This window comes from Psychromonas sp. L1A2, from assembly GCF_009828855.1.
Classification (GTDB): Bacteria; Pseudomonadota; Gammaproteobacteria; order Enterobacterales; family Psychromonadaceae; genus Psychromonas.
The window spans coordinates 1,829,284-1,846,286 of the sequence record NZ_WUAG01000002.1 but is presented as its reverse complement, the minus strand read 5'-3'; the positions used below and the strand labels follow the sequence as shown (position 1 = coordinate 1,846,286).

At 38.1% G+C, this 17,003-nt stretch carries 12 protein-coding genes; 1 reads left to right on the top strand and 11 read right to left on the bottom strand.

Annotated features, from left to right (window positions below):
- The 3 genes from GQR59_RS18410 to metA all read right to left on the bottom strand — a co-directional run.
- A partial coding sequence (locus tag GQR59_RS18410) for a beta strand repeat-containing protein (RefSeq protein ID WP_160065113.1) occupies positions 1–4,195 on the bottom strand: 4,195 nt, incomplete at its 3' end.
- Between the two features lie 586 nt (positions 4,196–4,781).
- Positions 4,782–8,465 (bottom strand): methionine synthase, encoded by a 3,684-nt coding sequence (metH, locus tag GQR59_RS18405; protein WP_160065111.1) that lies wholly within the window; start codon positions 8,463–8,465, stop codon positions 4,782–4,784.
- A gap of 806 nt (positions 8,466–9,271) precedes the next feature.
- Complete coding sequence (gene metA / locus GQR59_RS18400) at positions 9,272–10,189, bottom strand: homoserine O-acetyltransferase MetA (protein WP_160065109.1); 918 nt, start codon at positions 10,187–10,189, stop codon at positions 9,272–9,274.
- A 159-nt stretch (positions 10,190–10,348) separates the two neighbouring features.
- Between metA and GQR59_RS18395 the strand changes: the two genes are divergently transcribed.
- Positions 10,349–10,834, top strand: a complete 486-nt coding sequence (locus tag GQR59_RS18395) for a GNAT family N-acetyltransferase (protein ID WP_160065107.1) — start codon at positions 10,349–10,351, stop codon at positions 10,832–10,834.
- Between the two features lie 95 nt (positions 10,835–10,929).
- Here GQR59_RS18395 and GQR59_RS18390 read toward each other — a convergent pair whose 3' ends face one another.
- From GQR59_RS18390 to gspI, 8 genes are all read right to left on the bottom strand, one after another.
- Positions 10,930–11,607: an SCO family protein gene (locus GQR59_RS18390; protein ID WP_160065105.1), complete on the bottom strand. Its 678-nt coding sequence runs from the start codon at positions 11,605–11,607 to the stop codon at positions 10,930–10,932.
- 139 nt (positions 11,608–11,746) lie between these two features.
- On the bottom strand, positions 11,747–12,373 hold the full coding sequence (gene lexA, locus GQR59_RS18385) for a transcriptional repressor LexA (RefSeq protein ID WP_160065103.1): 627 nt from the start codon (positions 12,371–12,373) through the stop codon (positions 11,747–11,749).
- A 153-nt stretch (positions 12,374–12,526) separates the two neighbouring features.
- Positions 12,527–13,276, bottom strand: a complete 750-nt coding sequence (locus GQR59_RS18380; protein ID WP_160065101.1) for a type II secretion system protein N — start codon at positions 13,274–13,276, stop codon at positions 12,527–12,529.
- Positions 13,277–13,306: 30 nt separating this feature from the next.
- Positions 13,307–13,786 carry a type II secretion system protein GspM gene (gspM, locus tag GQR59_RS18375; protein WP_160065099.1) on the bottom strand — a complete coding sequence of 160 codons (480 nt, stop codon included), beginning with the start codon at positions 13,784–13,786 and terminating at the stop codon, positions 13,307–13,309.
- Positions 13,786–14,985: a type II secretion system protein GspL gene (gene gspL / locus GQR59_RS18370; RefSeq protein WP_160065097.1), complete on the bottom strand. Its 1,200-nt coding sequence runs from the start codon at positions 14,983–14,985 to the stop codon at positions 13,786–13,788. Before gspL ends, gspM begins: the two co-directional genes overlap by 1 nt.
- Positions 14,982–15,986, bottom strand: coding sequence for a type II secretion system minor pseudopilin GspK (gene gspK / locus GQR59_RS18365; protein WP_160065095.1), 1,005 nt, complete (start codon positions 15,984–15,986; stop codon positions 14,982–14,984). The genes gspL and gspK overlap by 4 nt, the downstream gene beginning before the upstream one ends.
- Positions 15,986–16,621 (bottom strand): type II secretion system minor pseudopilin GspJ, encoded by a 636-nt coding sequence (gspJ, locus tag GQR59_RS18360; protein WP_236546813.1) that lies wholly within the window; start codon positions 16,619–16,621, stop codon positions 15,986–15,988. The genes gspK and gspJ overlap by 1 nt, the downstream gene beginning before the upstream one ends.
- Complete coding sequence (gspI, locus tag GQR59_RS18355; protein ID WP_201288139.1) at positions 16,608–17,000, bottom strand: type II secretion system minor pseudopilin GspI; 393 nt, start codon at positions 16,998–17,000, stop codon at positions 16,608–16,610. The genes gspJ and gspI overlap by 14 nt, the downstream gene beginning before the upstream one ends.
- Between the last annotated feature and the right edge of the window lie 3 nt (positions 17,001–17,003).

Here is a 17,003-nt window from a genome sequence, read left to right as displayed (position 1 = left end):
TAGTGCCTTGCGTGACCGTATCAACTGGTGAAACTTCACCGTTATCAACGTCAGTATCATTCGCCGTAACATCAATGGTGATTGGTGTGTCTTCGTTCGTTGTCGCTGAGTCAGAAACCAATACCGTGTCATCTGCGATTGGATCAACCGTGACCGTCACGGTTTCAGTGTTGCCATCGACATTAGTATAAGTAAACGTATCCGTACCATTGAAATCGGCATTCGGCGTATAAGTTACCGTACCATTATCGTTGATCGCAACTGTACCATTCGAGCCTTGCGTCACGGTATCAACCGGGGAAACTTCACCGTTATCGACATCCGTATCATTACCGACTACATCAATGGTGATTGGGGTATCTTCATTCGTTGTTGCGTTGTCGGCAACCACAACCGTGTCATCGGCTACCGCGTCAACGGTGACAGTCACTGTTTCAGTGGTGCCATCTTCATTGGTATAAGTAAACGTATCAGTGCCGTTGTAATCGGCATTCGGCGTGTAAGTTACCGTACCATCATCATTAATAGCCACGGTGCCGTTAGTGCCTTGCGTGACCGTATCAACCGGTGAAACTTCGCCGTTATCAACGTCAGTATCATTCGCGACTACATCAATAGTGATTGGTGTGTCTTCATTCGTCGTTGCTGAGTCAGCAACCAATACCGTGTCATCAGCAATTGGATCTACCGTCACAGTAACCGTTTCAGTGTTGCCATCGACATTGGTATAAGTGAACGTATCCGTGCCATTGAAATCGGCATTCGGCGTGTAGGTTACCGTGCCGTCATCATTAATCGCAACTGCGCCGTTAGCACCTTGCGTGACGGTATCAACCGGGGATACTTCGCCGTTATCGACGTCAGTATCGTTCGCCGTAACATCAATCGTCACAGGTGTATCTTCATTCGTTGTCGCTGAGTCAGCAACCAATACCGTATCATCTGCGATTGGATCTACCGTCACAGTGACCGTTTCAGTAGTGCCATCTTCATTGGTATAAGTAAACGTGTCCGTACCATTGAAATCGGCATTCGGCGTGTAAGTAACCGTGCCGTCATCATTAATAGCCACAGAGCCATTCGCCCCTTGCGTGACCGTATCAACTGGGGATACTTCACCGTTATCAACGTCAGTATCGTTCGCGACTACATCAATGGTAATTGGTGTGTCTTCATTCGTTGTCGCTGAGTCAGCAACCAATACCGTATCATCTGCAATTGGATCAACCGTGACCGTCACGGTTTCAGTATTACCATCGACATTGGTATAAGTAAACGTATCCGTACCATTGAAATCGGCATTCGGCGTGTAAGTAACCGTGCCGTCATCATTAATAGCCACAGAGCCATTCGAGCCTTGCGTGACCGTATCAACGGGGGATACTTCACCGTTATCAACGTCAGTATCGTTCGCGACTACATCAATGGTAATTGGTGTGTCTTCATTCGTCGTTGCGCTATCAGCGACTAATACGGTGTCATCTGCAATTGGATCTACCGTCACAGTAACCGTTTCAGTATTGCCATCGACATTGGTATAAGTAAACGTGTCCGTACCATTGAAATCGGCATTCGGCGTGTAAGTTACCGTACCATTATCGTTGATCGCAACTGTACCATTCGAGCCTTGCGTCACGGTATCAACCGGTGAAACTTCGCCGTTATCAACGTCAGTATCGTTCGCGACTACATCAATCGTAATCGGCGTGTCTTCACTCGTCGTTGCGCTATCAGCGACTAATACGGTGTCATCTGCAATTGGATCAACCGTGACCGTCACGGTTTCAGTATTACCATCGACATTGGTATAAGTAAACGTATCCGTACCATTGAAATCGGCATTCGGCGTGTAAGTAACCGTGCCGTCATCATTAATAGCCACAGAGCCATTAGAGCCTTGCGTGACCGTATCAACGGGGGATACTTCACCGTTATCAACGTCAGTATCGTTCGCGACTACATCAATGGTAATTGGTGTGTCTTCATTCGTCGTTGCGCTATCAGCGACTAATACGGTGTCATCTGCAATTGGATCTACCGTCACAGTAACCGTTTCAGTATTGCCATCGACATTGGTATAAGTAAACGTGTCCGTACCATTGAAATCGGCATTCGGCGTGTAAGTTACCGTACCATTATCGTTGATCGCAACTGTACCATTCGAGCCTTGCGTCACGGTATCAACCGGTGAAACTTCGCCGTTATCAACGTCAGTATCGTTCGCGACTACATCAATCGTAATCGGCGTGTCTTCACTCGTCGTTGCGCTATCAGCGACTAATACGGTGTCATCTGCAATTGGATCTACCGTCACAGTAACCGTTTCAGTGTTGCCATCAATATTGGTATAAGTAAACGTGTCCGTGCCGTTGAAATCGGCATTCGGCGTGTAAGTCACGGTGCCATCATCGTTAATCGCAACTGCGCCGTTAGCACCTTGCGTCACGGTATCAACCGGTGAAACTTCGCCGTTATCAACATCAGTATCGTTCGCTAACACATCAATCGTGATTGGCGTGTCTTCATCGGTCGTTGCGCTATCGGCAGCCACAACCGTATCATCGGCCATCGCTTCAACCGTCACAGTGACCGTTTCAGTGTTGCCATCTTCATTAGTATAAGTAAACGTATCAGTGCCGTTGTAATCGGCATTCGGTGTGTAAGTCACGGTGCCATCATCATTGATCGTCACAGTACCGTTATCACCATCGGTCACAGAAGCGACAGGCGAGACCACGCCGTCAACATCAGTATCATTCGCTAACACATCAATCGTAACCGAGGTATCTTCACCCGTTGTAGCAATATCAGACGTTACAATAGTCGGATCATCTACCGTGGTCACACTTGGATCATCACTGACGGTGTCGCCATCGGCTGTGCCGTCGTTCACGGTTAAGGTATAAGCCGATAACTCTTCACCACTATTAACTAATGCTGCGCCAGCTTCGGTTAAGACAACCGTATTACCCACAATTTCGTAATTAATCGTATCGCTTAAGGTCACCGTGACGTCATCGCCATCTTCATCGGTCGTTTCAAACGTTGATACCACTGCGCCTTCTACGGCACTGCCATCATCTTCAGTAAAGTCATTTGAGCTGGTAATGGTGATCGTTGGGATATCGTTTACTGTCGTGACACTTGGATCATCACTGACCGTGTCACCATCAGCGGTGCCGTCGTTCACGGTTAAGGTATAAGCAGATAACTCTTCACCACTATTAACTAATGCTGCGCCAGCTTCGGTTAAGACAACCGTATTACCCACAATTTCATAATTAATCGTATCGCTTAAGGTAACCGTGACGTCATCGCCATCTTCATCGGTTGTTTCAAACGTTGATACCACTGCGCCTTCTACGGCACTGCCATCATCTTCAGTAAAGTCATTTGAGCTGGTAATGGTGATCGTTGGGATATCGTTTACTGTCGTGACACTTGGATCATCACTGACCGTGTCACCATCAGCGGTGCCGTCGTTCACGGTTAAGGTATAAGCAGGTAGCTCTTCACCACTATTAACTAATGCTGCGCCAGCTTCGGTTAAGACAACGGTGTTACCCACAATTTCATAATTAATCGTATCGCTTAAGGTAACCGTGACATCATCGCCATCTTCATCGGTTGTTTCAAACGTTGATACCACTGCGCCTTCTACGGCACTGCCATCATCTTCAGTAAAGTCATTTGAGCTGGTGATTGTTAGAGTAGGTACTGAATTATCACTTATACCATCGGCAGTAGCATTAATATTGTTTAAACTATCATCTGTAAATGTGACGATTGGGGAAGCGTCATCATCTAAGCCTGTAGTTTGAAAGTTAGTGGTTGCGATTGTTTCTTGTGCATCTCGCTCGAAATCAACAATTGTAAAACCACCGCCCGATTCTTCACCAGCCGCGGTTTCGATATCTAAATCAAAAACTTCTTCACCAAGTGCAAGTATCGCTTCGAGATCATTCACATCAATGTCGGGGTTTATGTCACCTGGAGCAGCAGATTCAGGCACATTAGGTTTCGCAGCATCAGAATTGACAGTTTCGTCATCGATTAGTGGGGGGAATTGTGGTTCGGCTGAGGTTAATGCTTCTCCAGACTGATTTAATTGATCTTTAGCTTGAATTAACTGCTCTGTCGTTAATTCAACATCAGTATCTTTGCTTTCATTAACTGGATTATTCTGTTCGGCCATGATTATTCCCCACGTGACTTTTAAAACTTCTAATAATTATGTACGACATAATTGATAATAGAATCAGCATTACAATTAATTATTTATGCTGTCCTTTTTAATACTTTTTTCTTTTTTCTTAAAAAGATAACGTTAAAAATGAAATAGAACACTCCTAAAGTAATAACTATAGACAAAGCCCTTACAATAGTAAATTTGATTATTAATTAATCTTTGCGTAAAACACAAAAAATAACCGAATAAAAAAATCAGGGTTTTATCCCTCTATTATTTACTAAAAATATGACAACTCATATTTAGCTAGTACAGAGAAAATCCTAAATTAATTCAATAGAAGCAACTCAAATGTAGTTATTTATTTTCAGGAATTTTTATTAAAAAAGCGCAAAACAGTAAGAGTTTAAATATTCAATTTTTTGGTTATGGTTAATACAATTTAGATATTATTAAACAACAGCCAATAATCTATTAGCTGTTGTTCAAATTAATTTTTGGTATAGGAATTTTACTTCACTATAATATTTAGAGGTTTAATTAAAGAGTAATGTAAGAGTGGATATTGAACTACCTTTAAAATAAGTAATTACTAACCAATATTAGGCCCCAACCAACGTTCTGCTGTTTGCATATCCCAACCTTTACGTTTGGCATAATCTTCAACTTGATCCTGTTGAATCTGAGCTATCGCAAAATAACGACTTTCAGGATGAGAGAAAATCCAACCTGAAACTGCCGCACCTGGATACATTGCATAACTTGAGGTTAGCTCCATACCAATCGCTTGCTCAACATTCATTAAATCCCAAATAACTGATTTTTCAGTATGTTCAGGACAAGCAGGATAACCTGGTGCAGGACGAATACCTTGGTATTTTTCGCGAATTAAATCATCGCTACCTAGAGTTTCATCAACCGCAAAGCCCCAATAGTCTTTACGTGTTTGTTGGTGTAAATACTCAGCAAATGCTTCGGCTAAACGGTCACAAACAGCTTGTACTAATATGGCATTATAATCATCGTTATCTGCTTTATAACGCTCAGCAACTTCTCGTTCACCAATACCACCAGTTACCGCAAAAGCACCAATGTAATCTGCAACGCCCGAAGACTTAGGCGCAACATAATCTGCTAGACAATGGTTAACAAACGGTGCTTTTTTCTCTGTTTGTTGACGTAATTGATTACTCACTTGTAAAACTTCAGTTCGTGTTTCATCGGTATAGATTTCAATATCATCACCCACGCTGTTAGCTGGGAATATACCAACAATACCAGCGGCGCTAATTTCACCTTCCGCTTCTACCGTATCTAACATCGCTAATGCGTCTGCAAATAAACGCGTTGCTTCTTCGCCAACGACTTCATCTTTAAGAATGCGTGGATATTTACCCGCTAATCCCCACGTCATAAAGAAAGGCGTCCAATCTATATATTCACGTAACACGCTGATCGGCATAGTTTTAAAGACTTGAACACCTAACTTGTTAGGCACTTTAGGTTGGTAATTTACCCAATCTAATTTAGCAGCATTCGCACGCGCTTGAGGCAAGCCAATTGGCGCACTACGCGGACGTTTATTTGCATGTTGCTCACGAACACGTTCGTAATCTAAATTTAATTTATCAACAAACTCAGGCTTATGCGCAGGTGTTAACAACTTCTGACAAACACCAACAGCACGCGAAGCGTTAGACACATAAACAACAGGTTGATCGTAATTCTGTTCAATTTTAACTGCGGTATGCGCTTTAGATGTTGTCGCTCCACCAATCAGTAATGGAATAGTTAAACCTTGACGTTGCATTTCTTTTGCAACATAAACCATTTCATCTAATGAAGGTGTAATTAATCCCGATAAACCAATTAAATCAGCATTATGCTCTAATGCCGTTTTAATAATTTTTTCAGTCGGCACCATCACGCCAAGGTCGATAATTTCATAGTTATTACATTGTAAAATAACACCCACAATATTTTTACCAATATCGTGCACATCGCCTTTAACCGTTGCCATCACCACTTTACCGTTAGTGGCGCCAACCGCTTTTGTTGCTTCGATATAAGGGTTTAAATAAGCCACGGCTTGTTTCATTACTCGCGCAGATTTAACCACTTGCGGTAAGAACATTTTACCTTCACCAAACAAATCACCCACTATATTCATGCCGTCCATTAATGGACCTTCAATGACTTCGATAGGCATGTTCACAGCTTGTCGTGCTAATTCTGTATCTTCTTCAATAAACTCAGTGATGCCTTTTACTAAAGCATGTGCAATACGTTCATTAACCGGTAATGCTCTCCATTCCAGTGCTTTTTTGTCATCAACTTTAACGGCACCATCACCACGGTATTTTTCAGCAAGATCTAATAATGCATCTGTTCCGTTGGCATGTTTGTTTAATACAACATCTTCAACGGCATCTTTTAATTCTTTAGGAATATCATCGTATATAGCTAATTGAGCCGCATTAACAATCCCCATATCCATACCATTTTGAATACAGTAATAAAGGAATACTGCATGAATCGCTTCTCGGACGGGATTATTGCCGCGGAATGAGAATGATACGTTAGAGACGCCACCAGAAATCATTGCATGTGGTAGGTTATCTTTAATATCTTTAACGGCCTCGATAAAATCAACCGCATAGTTGTTATGCTCTTCAATCCCTGTTGCGATTGCAAATATATTAGGATCAAAAATAATATCTTCAGGAGGAAAACCAACTTGATTAACTAAAATATCGTAAGAACGCTTACAAATTTCAAATTTACGTTTACGTGTATCTGCTTGGCCATCTTCATCGAAGGCCATCACAATCACAGCAAAACCGTAACGACGAATTAATTTAGCTTGGTGAATAAAGTTATCAACACCTTCTTTCATGCTGATTGAATTTACAATCCCTTTACCTTGCACACACTTCAAGCCCTCTTCTAATATTTCCCATTTAGAAGAGTCGACCATGATTGGAACACGTGAAATATCAGGTTCAGAAGCGCATAAATTTAAGAATTTTTTCATCGCATATAATGAATCAAGCATCGCTTCATCCATGTTGATATCGATAATATCAGCGCCGGCTTCTACTTGATGTAACGCAACTTCAAGTGCTTCATCGTATAATTCATCTTTAATCAAACGCTTGAAACGTGCTGAGCCCGTTACATTAGTTCGCTCACCGACGTTTTGAAATAGGGAATCATGACGAATGGTTAATGCTTCAAGACCACTTAAGCGACACGCTATTTCAATTTCTGGTAATTGACGAGGCTTGATATCAGCAACCGCATCAGCCATAGCTTTAATATGTGCAGGTGTAGTACCACAACAGCCACCCACTAGATTTAAGAAGCCACTTTCAGCCCATTCTTTAATATGAACTGTCATTTCGTCAGCTTCTAAATCATATTCACCAAAGGCATTCGGTAAACCAGCATTAGGGTGAGCAGAAACATAGGTTTCTGAAATACGCGACATTTCTTGAATGTATTGACGTAATTCGTCAGGACCTAACGCACAGTTTAAACCAAAAGTAAGTGGTTCAGCATGGCGTAGGGAATTGTAAAAAGCTTCAGTCGTTTGGCCTGATAAGGTACGACCCGATGCATCCGTAATTGTGCCGGAAATCATCAATGGTAATTTATAACCAAGCTCTTCAAATACTGTTTCAACAGCAAAAACAGCGGCTTTTGCATTTAAGGTATCAAAAATAGTTTCAATCAGAATTAAATCACAACCACCTTTAATCAAGGCTTTAGTTGATTCGATATAAGCAACCACTAATTCATCAAAGGTAACATTACGATAAGCAGGATCATTAACATCAGGAGAAATAGAACAAGTACGGTTTGTTGGGCCTAATACACCTGCTACAAAACGAGGGCGATCAGGTGTTTCATCTGTTTTTTCATCGGCAACACGTCGGGCAATACGAGCCGCTTGTAAATTAATTTCTGCCGATATGGATTCCATTCCATAATCAGCCATTGCGATGGTCGTTGCATTAAATGTATTGGTTTCAAGAATATCTGCACCAGCATCAAGGTATTCTCGATGTATATTGGCAATGACTTCAGGCTGAGTAAGCACTAATAAATCATTATTACCTTTTAAATCAGAATTCCAATCTTTAAAGCGTTCGCCACGAAAGTCTGCTTCTTCAAATTTATGATCCTGGATCATGGTGCCCATACCACCATCAATCAAAAGAATGTGTTTTTCTAGTTGTGCTTTAATCAACGCACCACGATCGCTTACTGACATAGAGTTCCCTGCTACTTATTCTAAGATAAAAACCAATTCGTATAATAACATAAAAGTCATCAGCAAACCCTTTCAAAGCGGATAACGTCTTGAAATATTCTGTTATAAATTATGAATTTTTTGATAGTTGTAATAGGAGGAAATGATGGAAAAAATCAGTATCGACAATAATTAAACATAAAAAAGCGAGCTAAGTAGCTCGCTTTAAAAATAAAAGAACAATTTAATTGTGATTATTAAAAGTATCATTGATATTCATAAAAAATTAACTACTTACCAATAAACCTTTACAAATAATCCACTATCTAATTCGATAAAAATAAGTGTTAGAAACGCCCATTGGCAATGAGTTTTAAAAAATAAACTCCTAACTCTGACACTTACTTTTAATAAAATGATAAAACGTAATAATAATTAAGCTCCTGTATATTTGAATACAACCAGCATTAATTCCTAAAATCCAAGATGTTCCCTATAGAGGGGCTGAGCGCTTAGTATAACAACTCAATAGTTAATGATTTTAGAACACTGGTACGAGTAAAATTTAAAATAACTGTATACCTCCGTCTTATTTTTATTAAAAAATGTGAAAACCAAATAATGGTATTTCACGTAATAATAACGCTATGTTAAAAACCAATCTGTGAACTTCACAGAACCTTTTCGAAATAATCTATATTTCTATAACAACTTATTCGTTAAGCTCCTCGCTATTTATTTATCACTAAATAAGTATAGGATAGGTTTTAATCTTTGCCAGTTTATTGTTGTAATTATGATTAAAAATCTTAAATAATAATTATATGCTATTTCAAGTCGGTTAAATCATATGGTGTAACCTGATAAACACAATAATTTAACCAGTTATTATATAAAAGATTTCCATGACTACGCCAAGTGGCACGAGGTGCTTGATTGGCATCATCATTTGGAAAATAATTAACTGGAAGTACAGGCTCCAAATCTTCTTCGATATCTCTTAAGTATTCATTACTTAAAGTATGAGCATCGTATTCTGGATGCCCAGTAATAAATACTTGACGACAATCCGGGCTCGCAGCTAAGTAAACACCTGCATCTGGTGCATCAGCAAAAACGGTTAAATCAGTTTTACTTTGAATCTCATTGCTATTAAATTCTGCATAGCGCGATAAAGGAGCCCAAAATTGGTCATCAAACCCTCTAACAAGTGGATGCTGATGATGGTGAGTATTATGAGAATAAATACCAGATAACTTATCGTCTCTCGTTACTTTTTCTAAATCATAAAGTATTTTTAAGGCCGCTTGTGCAGCCCAGCAAAGAAAGAGTGTTGAAGTCACGTTATGACGAGACCAGTTTACGATTTCAGTAAACTTATCCCAGTAATAAACGTTTTCAAATGGAATTGTACCTAACGGCGCACCAGTAATAATGAACCCATCCCATTTCTGACTTTTTATGCGCTCAAAGTCACCATAAAATTTATCGAGATGCTTTTGCGGTGTATTTCGACTCGCTCTTGCATCAACACGCAATAACTCAATATCAACCTGTAACGGTGTATTTGATAATAAGCGCATTATTTGCGTTTCAGTTTCAATTTTTTTAGGCATTAAATTTAAAATTAATACTCGCAGTGGACGAATATTCTGATGACTAGCTCGTGATTCAGACATAGTAAAAATATTTTCAGATTTTAAAATATTTGATGCGGGTAAATCATCTGGAATACGAATTGGCATAGTTGTTCCCTTTAGAATTTTTCATTTAGACATCTAGAAGTCTAACACTAAAATTGAATTTAAAAACATAAAATTTAAATAAGGCTTTTACTGGTATCCATATAACCCATTAGTTAGACTGAAAAAGAGTATTAATTATCAGATATAAAAGGAATTAAGATGTTAGAGATTCAAACGGTTGTAGCTGACTTAAACAATAAACAGCACGCAGATGCTTACCTTAGTTTAATGTCGCATTATGCTTGTGATCCAATGGGCGGTGGCGAAGATATTAATGACTTTGCAAAACAAAATTTAGTCTCAACACTGCTAAAGCGAACAGATATTTTTATCGTTTTAATTTTTAGTAGTGAAAAGCCTGCTGCTTTATTAACAGCCATTGAAGGTTTTTCTACTTTTGCCTGTAAACCGTTATTTAATATTCATGATGTCGTTGTACATAGTGATTTTAGAGGGAATAAATTAACTCAACATTTATTCGAAAAAATTGAAGAGATTGCTAAAGCTCGTGATTGTTGCAAAATCACATTAGAAGTATTGAGTGGCAATGAAGTTGCTTGTAAAGCTTACCAACGTTTAGGCTTTTCTGATTATCAACTTGATCCAGAATTTGGCAGTGCTTTATTTTGGACAAAGAAAATTTAATCTACGTTACGTTAATTCTTCGCTTAAAGATGAATAAACCGCTTAGTCTTAGTTAACTGCGCGGTTATTCTAAAAACGGGTCAATGTTAGCTACCCTATTGATTAATTTCATTATTATATTGTTGCTGTAATTCTTTAATATCTTCAACCATTAAATCCATATCTACGCTATTAATACCTTGCTTATTAGGCACAGACTTAAACGTTGCATGCAACTTTCCATCCGGGTCAATTAAAACAATAGATGCACTGTGATCGACCAAATAAAAATCATCTGTATCACCCGCTTCAACAATGCCATAAATTAAACCAAGCTGTGTTACAAAAGGCCATAGTTGTTTATGTGTGCTCGTTACACCGATAAAGTTTTTATTAAAATAATGAACATAGTCTGCGAGTTGTTCCGCTTTATCTCGATTAGGATCAACAGAAACAAATACAACTTGAGTGGTTGTATTATCATCATTAGTTAAACTAGGATAAATACGATCTAAATCAGCGAGTGTAGTAGGGCAAACATCAGGACAAAAAGTATAACCAGCAAAGAAAAGCGTCCATTTCCCTTTTAATGATTCATTTGTAAAAGCAACTTTTCCCGCTTTTTCAAAAGCAAACTCATTTAAAATAATACGCGGTTTAGCTAAAAATAAAGCATTATTATCTGTTTCAAATGTATCACCATTTTTAGCATTTAGATTAATGGCTTCTAATCCACCTAACGCAAAAAATAAACCCACGATTACAATACTGCATATAATTATTATACGTTTCATTTTTTTACTCTATTTGCTCAAAGCAAGTGATGAAAATGCCAATAAATAGAATAACTATTTATTGGCATTTTCTTCGCTTTATTAATTTATTTACTGCATTTACTTAAGCGATTAAGTTACAAAGCAGATAGATAAACGTTTACATCCAATCAGCAGTACGAATAACACCAACTGCAATACCTTCAATATCAAATGATTGAAACTCTAAATCAACCTTAATGGGATCGAATAATGTATTTTCAGCTTTTAATGTTATTTGCTTACCATCACGATAAAAGCGTTTAACGGTTACATCATCTTCAACTCTTGCAACAACTACTTGGCCATTATTGATATTTTGGGTTTTATGTACAGCTAATAGATCACCATCCATAATACCAATATCTTTCATGCTTTCGCCCTGAACACGCAATAAAAAATCTGCCGCAGGATGAAATAAAGTAGGATCAACATTGTAATGAGTTTCAACGTGCTCTTGAGCTAAAATCGGCTCTCCGGCAGCTACTTTACCGATTAAAGGCAAGCCTTCGTTGGCTGCTTCATTATCTTTATGCTCACTAATAACGCGAATACCACGAGATGTGCCAGATAATATTTCAATCGCCCCTTTACGTGCTAATGCTTTTAAATGCTCTTCTGCTGCATTGGCACTTTTAAAACCTAGAATTCTTGCTAATTCCACGCGTGTTGGTGGCATGCCAGTCTTTGTAATTTGATCTTTTATTACGTCTAGGACTTCGCCTTGGCGTTTAGTTAACTCTTTCATTAGGATCTCCACGCGATAATAAACTGTAAACAAACACAGTGTATATCCATACATGGTTAAATACTAGTTAAGACTCTTCTTTTTATTATTAGATAGGAAATAAAGTCCAATAATGCTAAATAATGACCCAACAATACTCTATTAATTCATTACTTAAAGTTGTCCACTAAAGCTAAGTGTCGTTGCCCCACTTTCGTTTTTTGGGCCAATCCACGTTAATGATTTAGCAATCGAAGGAGCCAACTTATCGGTTCCTTGAATCTCTCCATTTAACTTATATATGCCGCCTTCGCCTAAACTAATATCTAAGGTTGTTGCTAATTCATCTGACTCTTGAGTAACAAATGCCGTAACCTCACCATTATCACATCCGAGATCAACAGTAGGAGAAGCTAAATTGACTACGCCTAACTGACTAGATACGACAGCATTTTGCCAAAGTACGTTACCTTGTAATTGTTCACAATAGGGTTTGCCTTGTGTGAATTCTTTAATGACTGCGGAAAAATCTCCTGAAATTTTAGCCGGCAAACGCATTGGCAATAATGTTAATAATTCTTTTGAACTTAAATCTAAAATAACATTTGATGCGCTTATCCCTGAAAAACCATAACGAACAATACCTTTACCAGACATAGCTTGAGAACCGTTGTTAAATGAAGCATCGGCCTCTAGGTTTAATGTAAGTAATGCCATTAACTGCACATCCCATTTTACATTATCAAAGCGCAATTTACGGTTAACTACAATTTGCTTGGCTTGCCCTTTCCAGATCGTACCTGTGGCATTATTAACTTTAATCGCTCCTCTAGGAAGCCAATCAACCACAACAGCCAAAGGCAAATTAACCACTAAAGTAATTAAGTAAACGAATACGACCAAAATGGCGATTTTAAATTTCATTTGAAACCTTTATTATGCTTGAATTTAACTCTAATAACTTAATGATAAGCGACTAACTTTAATCATGCCTTGAACTTTATCTTGGCTTATATCAACACTCGCAATCTGTACGTTATGTTGATTTTGCAATACGGTTATCCACTCTATAAATTGATTAAATTCAATTTGGTTTATAGAAAGATCAACTGTTCCATTACGACTTTGGATACGTGCGATATTAATCTGATTGCGTTTAGCTGTACTATTAATAAGCTGTGATAAATTTTGTGGTGTTCCCGTTTGGGTGTCAATCAGTCCAGCAGCAATAATTTTATTTGAATTAACTTCAACCCATTGTAAAGTTTGTTGAGCACTATTTAGTTTCTGCTGGCTAATCGCTAAATTATTAGCTAGTGGTTGCCATAAAAGAAAATAGACGACAGCGATAAAAACAACCACGGCAGAAATAATCGTTAATCTTTGTTCTCTTTCAGTGGTGTTTTCCCACCAATCTTTGATTTCTTCAAACATTATTTTACCCCTACAGTCACAACACCACTAATGCGATTTTTATTGTTACTTAATGCACCTTGCTTAAAGCTATATTGTGTTGGTATTTTTGACGAAAACTGCTCAAAAGCTTGAAAACTATCCGCACTAATCGCTAAGCTAATTTCTTGATTTTTACCATTAAATTTTAACGTTGATATTTGTAAACTTGGTACAGCCTTTAAACTAGGAAGAAGGTCATTTAACATAATCAATAGCCCAGAATCTTGCTCTGTAATTGATGCGTTAGCTAATAATCCCTTTAACTTTTTCTTAATACGGCTATATCTTAAAGGACTTTGTTCAGGAAAAGCTTGTTTATACACCGTCTCGACTTGCCCTTTCACTTGTAAGGTTTGTTTATCTATTTGCTCTGTTTGTACAAATAAGTTAACTAATAGCAGAACAAATAATACTAACGCCGCGATCGCTGGCGCTTTCCATTTATACAATTGTAAATTTCTTTCTTTCTTAACTGAAAATTCACCGGTTAACAGGTTGAAAGAATGTTGAAAACAACCTTCTGCTAATAATTGCATCGGTAACATCGCTTGCTCAGCTTGCCATTGTCCGAATGAATGCTTAGGTACAGGGCTATAACTTTTAATAATTTGTTGTGGATTATCTGATAGACGTAGCTGTAAAATATCATTGAGCATTTCACTATCACAACTCCAACCTTGGTATACGCTTTCACGTATCAGCCATTGTTTTTCTAATTGTAACGCTTGCCATTCATGCTCTTCTGGTAATGGTAACGCTAACGCTTCTGGTAGTAATCGCTGACAAAAAATATCTGCATCAGCTAACCAATCTAACCACATTTGTAATTTGCTTTTAAAACAGATAGCAACATCAACTAAATCAGTTTTTTTAGCCAATACTGAAAAATGTAGTTTATCCACATCACTGGCTAAATCATCTTCAAGCATATAAGGTAAAGCTTGTTGCATTTGACGCGTAAAATTGCCTTTTATCACCACTGATTTTAAGGTGACATCTACACTAGGCACTAAACAAATCACTTTTCGTGACTGTGCTTTTTCAGTTAACAATTGTAGGTCTTGAGCATTTTCTAAATCACCAGAAGCAATGATCTCTTTTTCACTATCAGACCAAATCAACCAATGAATAGTTTGATGTGCTTCACTTGCTAGGCGAATAATTAATTGTTCACTCACTGCGCATCTCCATTTCCTACCATGTCTTCTATTCCTGCAAATTGGAAACGAACCGTAGTTGCTTCCTCATCTTCTACTTTAAATAATGACTTTAATGCAATTGTTCGATCATCAAACTCTGCTGACCCGTATAATTGAAAATAATCGCTGGTTACACTTAATTGTGATTGTACGTCTTCCGGTATTATTTTATCTGTTAACAAATCTGTCTCTAAAAAGTCTGCGACCGAACTCCAGCCACTAGTAGGTCTATCATTTAATAAGTCTTGAAAGTCTTCTATTGATAAACCTAGTTCTTCTGGAAATAAAGCATATAAAACCTCGGCTTTATCTTGTTTGACCGTATTAACATTAATCAATTGTTCTGACGTGGGTAAAGCACACAAGTGTCTTTTTATATGATCATAAATATTACCCGTCACTCCTTGTACAGCTCTTAACTCAGAGATATCAACCATCAAATCATTGGCCGCTAAATGAGGGACATTTTGAGCTTCATAATATCTATCTTCTGCACCTTCTGACTCATCGACGGTATCATTATTATCAAGCCAATCTCGAGTTGACTCTGCAATAACATCAACACTAAAGTCCTCAACCTCTAAAGCATTTAGCAGTAGTTTAAATTGAGTCAAAGCTAATGGTTCAGTATCGTCTTCCTCTTCTACTGAAAGCGCATTAATATTAAAACAACTACGATAATCAACAATATTCCCAGTGATAGTGCCTTCATCGACAGGAAAAACCAGATCAGGTGTCGCCCAAGTTTGATCTAAACTGATCACTTCACTATCTTCAAAGTCACTCTCTAAAATCATACGACCAAGCTCTATAGTTGCTTGTCCATACCAATAAATTTTTTCAGAATAGTTGAGCCCTTCAGTACGTAATAAACTAGCTGTCATTCTGCCAGTCATAGTCGCAGCGATCGTTACCATAATAGCCAAAACCAGTAATACTGTAATTAATGCAATGCCTGCTTGTTTTTTATGGCTAGTCATTAATCACCCACCACACTATTAGGCAATATAAAAACACGTCTTAACTCACCATAATGCTTACTAGTAATAGTAATTTCAATACCTGTTGGTATTTCTGAAGAGGAGTTCCATGAGCTTACCCAATCGTCACCCCAGAATCTAAAGGTTAAGTTTTCAATATCATGGAGAATTACTTGCTGTTCAGGTTCTTTGCCCGATATGGTATCAGGGTGTAAATAATATAAACGCTGTAACTGCCCTTCTTGCACTCGATAGCCAACACGTAAAATATTTGATCGAGGCAATAAATTAAGAGGGTTAGCCCAGCCTAAGCGATTAAATTCAATACCTTGATAATCTGAATCTAAGGTATTTTTTCCTGCATATAAAACTTGTAAGTTTTCATCGTCAGTACTGCCAGTACGAGAGGCCCTTGCAACCATTTGCACAAAATCTCGCTCAATCAATAGCATACCTCGTTGAATTTCAACTAAGTTGTGGTCATGTTCTTTACTAATTTCACCACTACGTAAAACACCCTGTAAAATCTGATAAGCAGCAAAACTTAACACTGCAAAAATAGCAATAGCAATCAACAGCTCAATAAGTGTGAAACCACTATTTTTTTTATACTGATAGTTTCTATTGTTTAGCAACATAAGTCCTTATGTAACCAAGAGCTTGGCCATCTTTTCTGTCACTCACTTCTACATCTAATGCTCTAAATCTTGAGTTCGCTGTCTCTACTCCTTCATAGCGTAAATACCATTTAACACCGGCAAACTCTACTTCTTCTCTAACCCAAGCCAAACCAGGCCACTTTTCTTCTAATTTCAATTCGGCAAGACGATTACTTGCTATCCAAGTAGCAAATGTTTTTTGTTGTAAATAATTTTGATTATTTAAAGATTGAGATGCGGCTTGCATAACTGCCAATCCAGCTGTTGCAAGAATCACTAGTGCCAACATGACTTCTAATAATGTCATACCGCTTTTATTGTTGAGAGAGTGTTTATTATTAATTTGTTTTGTCATGCT

Coding starts and splice junctions, on each gene's coding strand:
- metH (WP_160065111.1), bottom strand. CDS start 8,465: ATGTCAGTAAGCGATCGTGGTGCGTTGATTAAAGCACAACTAGAAAAA.
- metA (WP_160065109.1), bottom strand. CDS start 10,189: ATGCCAATTCGTATTCCAGATGATTTACCCGCATCAAATATTTTAAAA.
- GQR59_RS18395 (WP_160065107.1), top strand. CDS start 10,349: ATGTTAGAGATTCAAACGGTTGTAGCTGACTTAAACAATAAACAGCAC.
- GQR59_RS18390 (WP_160065105.1), bottom strand. CDS start 11,607: ATGAAACGTATAATAATTATATGCAGTATTGTAATCGTGGGTTTATTT.
- lexA (WP_160065103.1), bottom strand. CDS start 12,373: ATGAAAGAGTTAACTAAACGCCAAGGCGAAGTCCTAGACGTAATAAAA.
- GQR59_RS18380 (WP_160065101.1), bottom strand. CDS start 13,276: ATGAAATTTAAAATCGCCATTTTGGTCGTATTCGTTTACTTAATTACT.
- gspM (WP_160065099.1), bottom strand. CDS start 13,786: ATGTTTGAAGAAATCAAAGATTGGTGGGAAAACACCACTGAAAGAGAA.
- gspK (WP_160065095.1), bottom strand. CDS start 15,986: ATGACTAGCCATAAAAAACAAGCAGGCATTGCATTAATTACAGTATTA.
- gspI (WP_201288139.1), bottom strand. CDS start 17,000: ATGACAAAACAAATTAATAATAAACACTCTCTCAACAATAAAAGCGGT.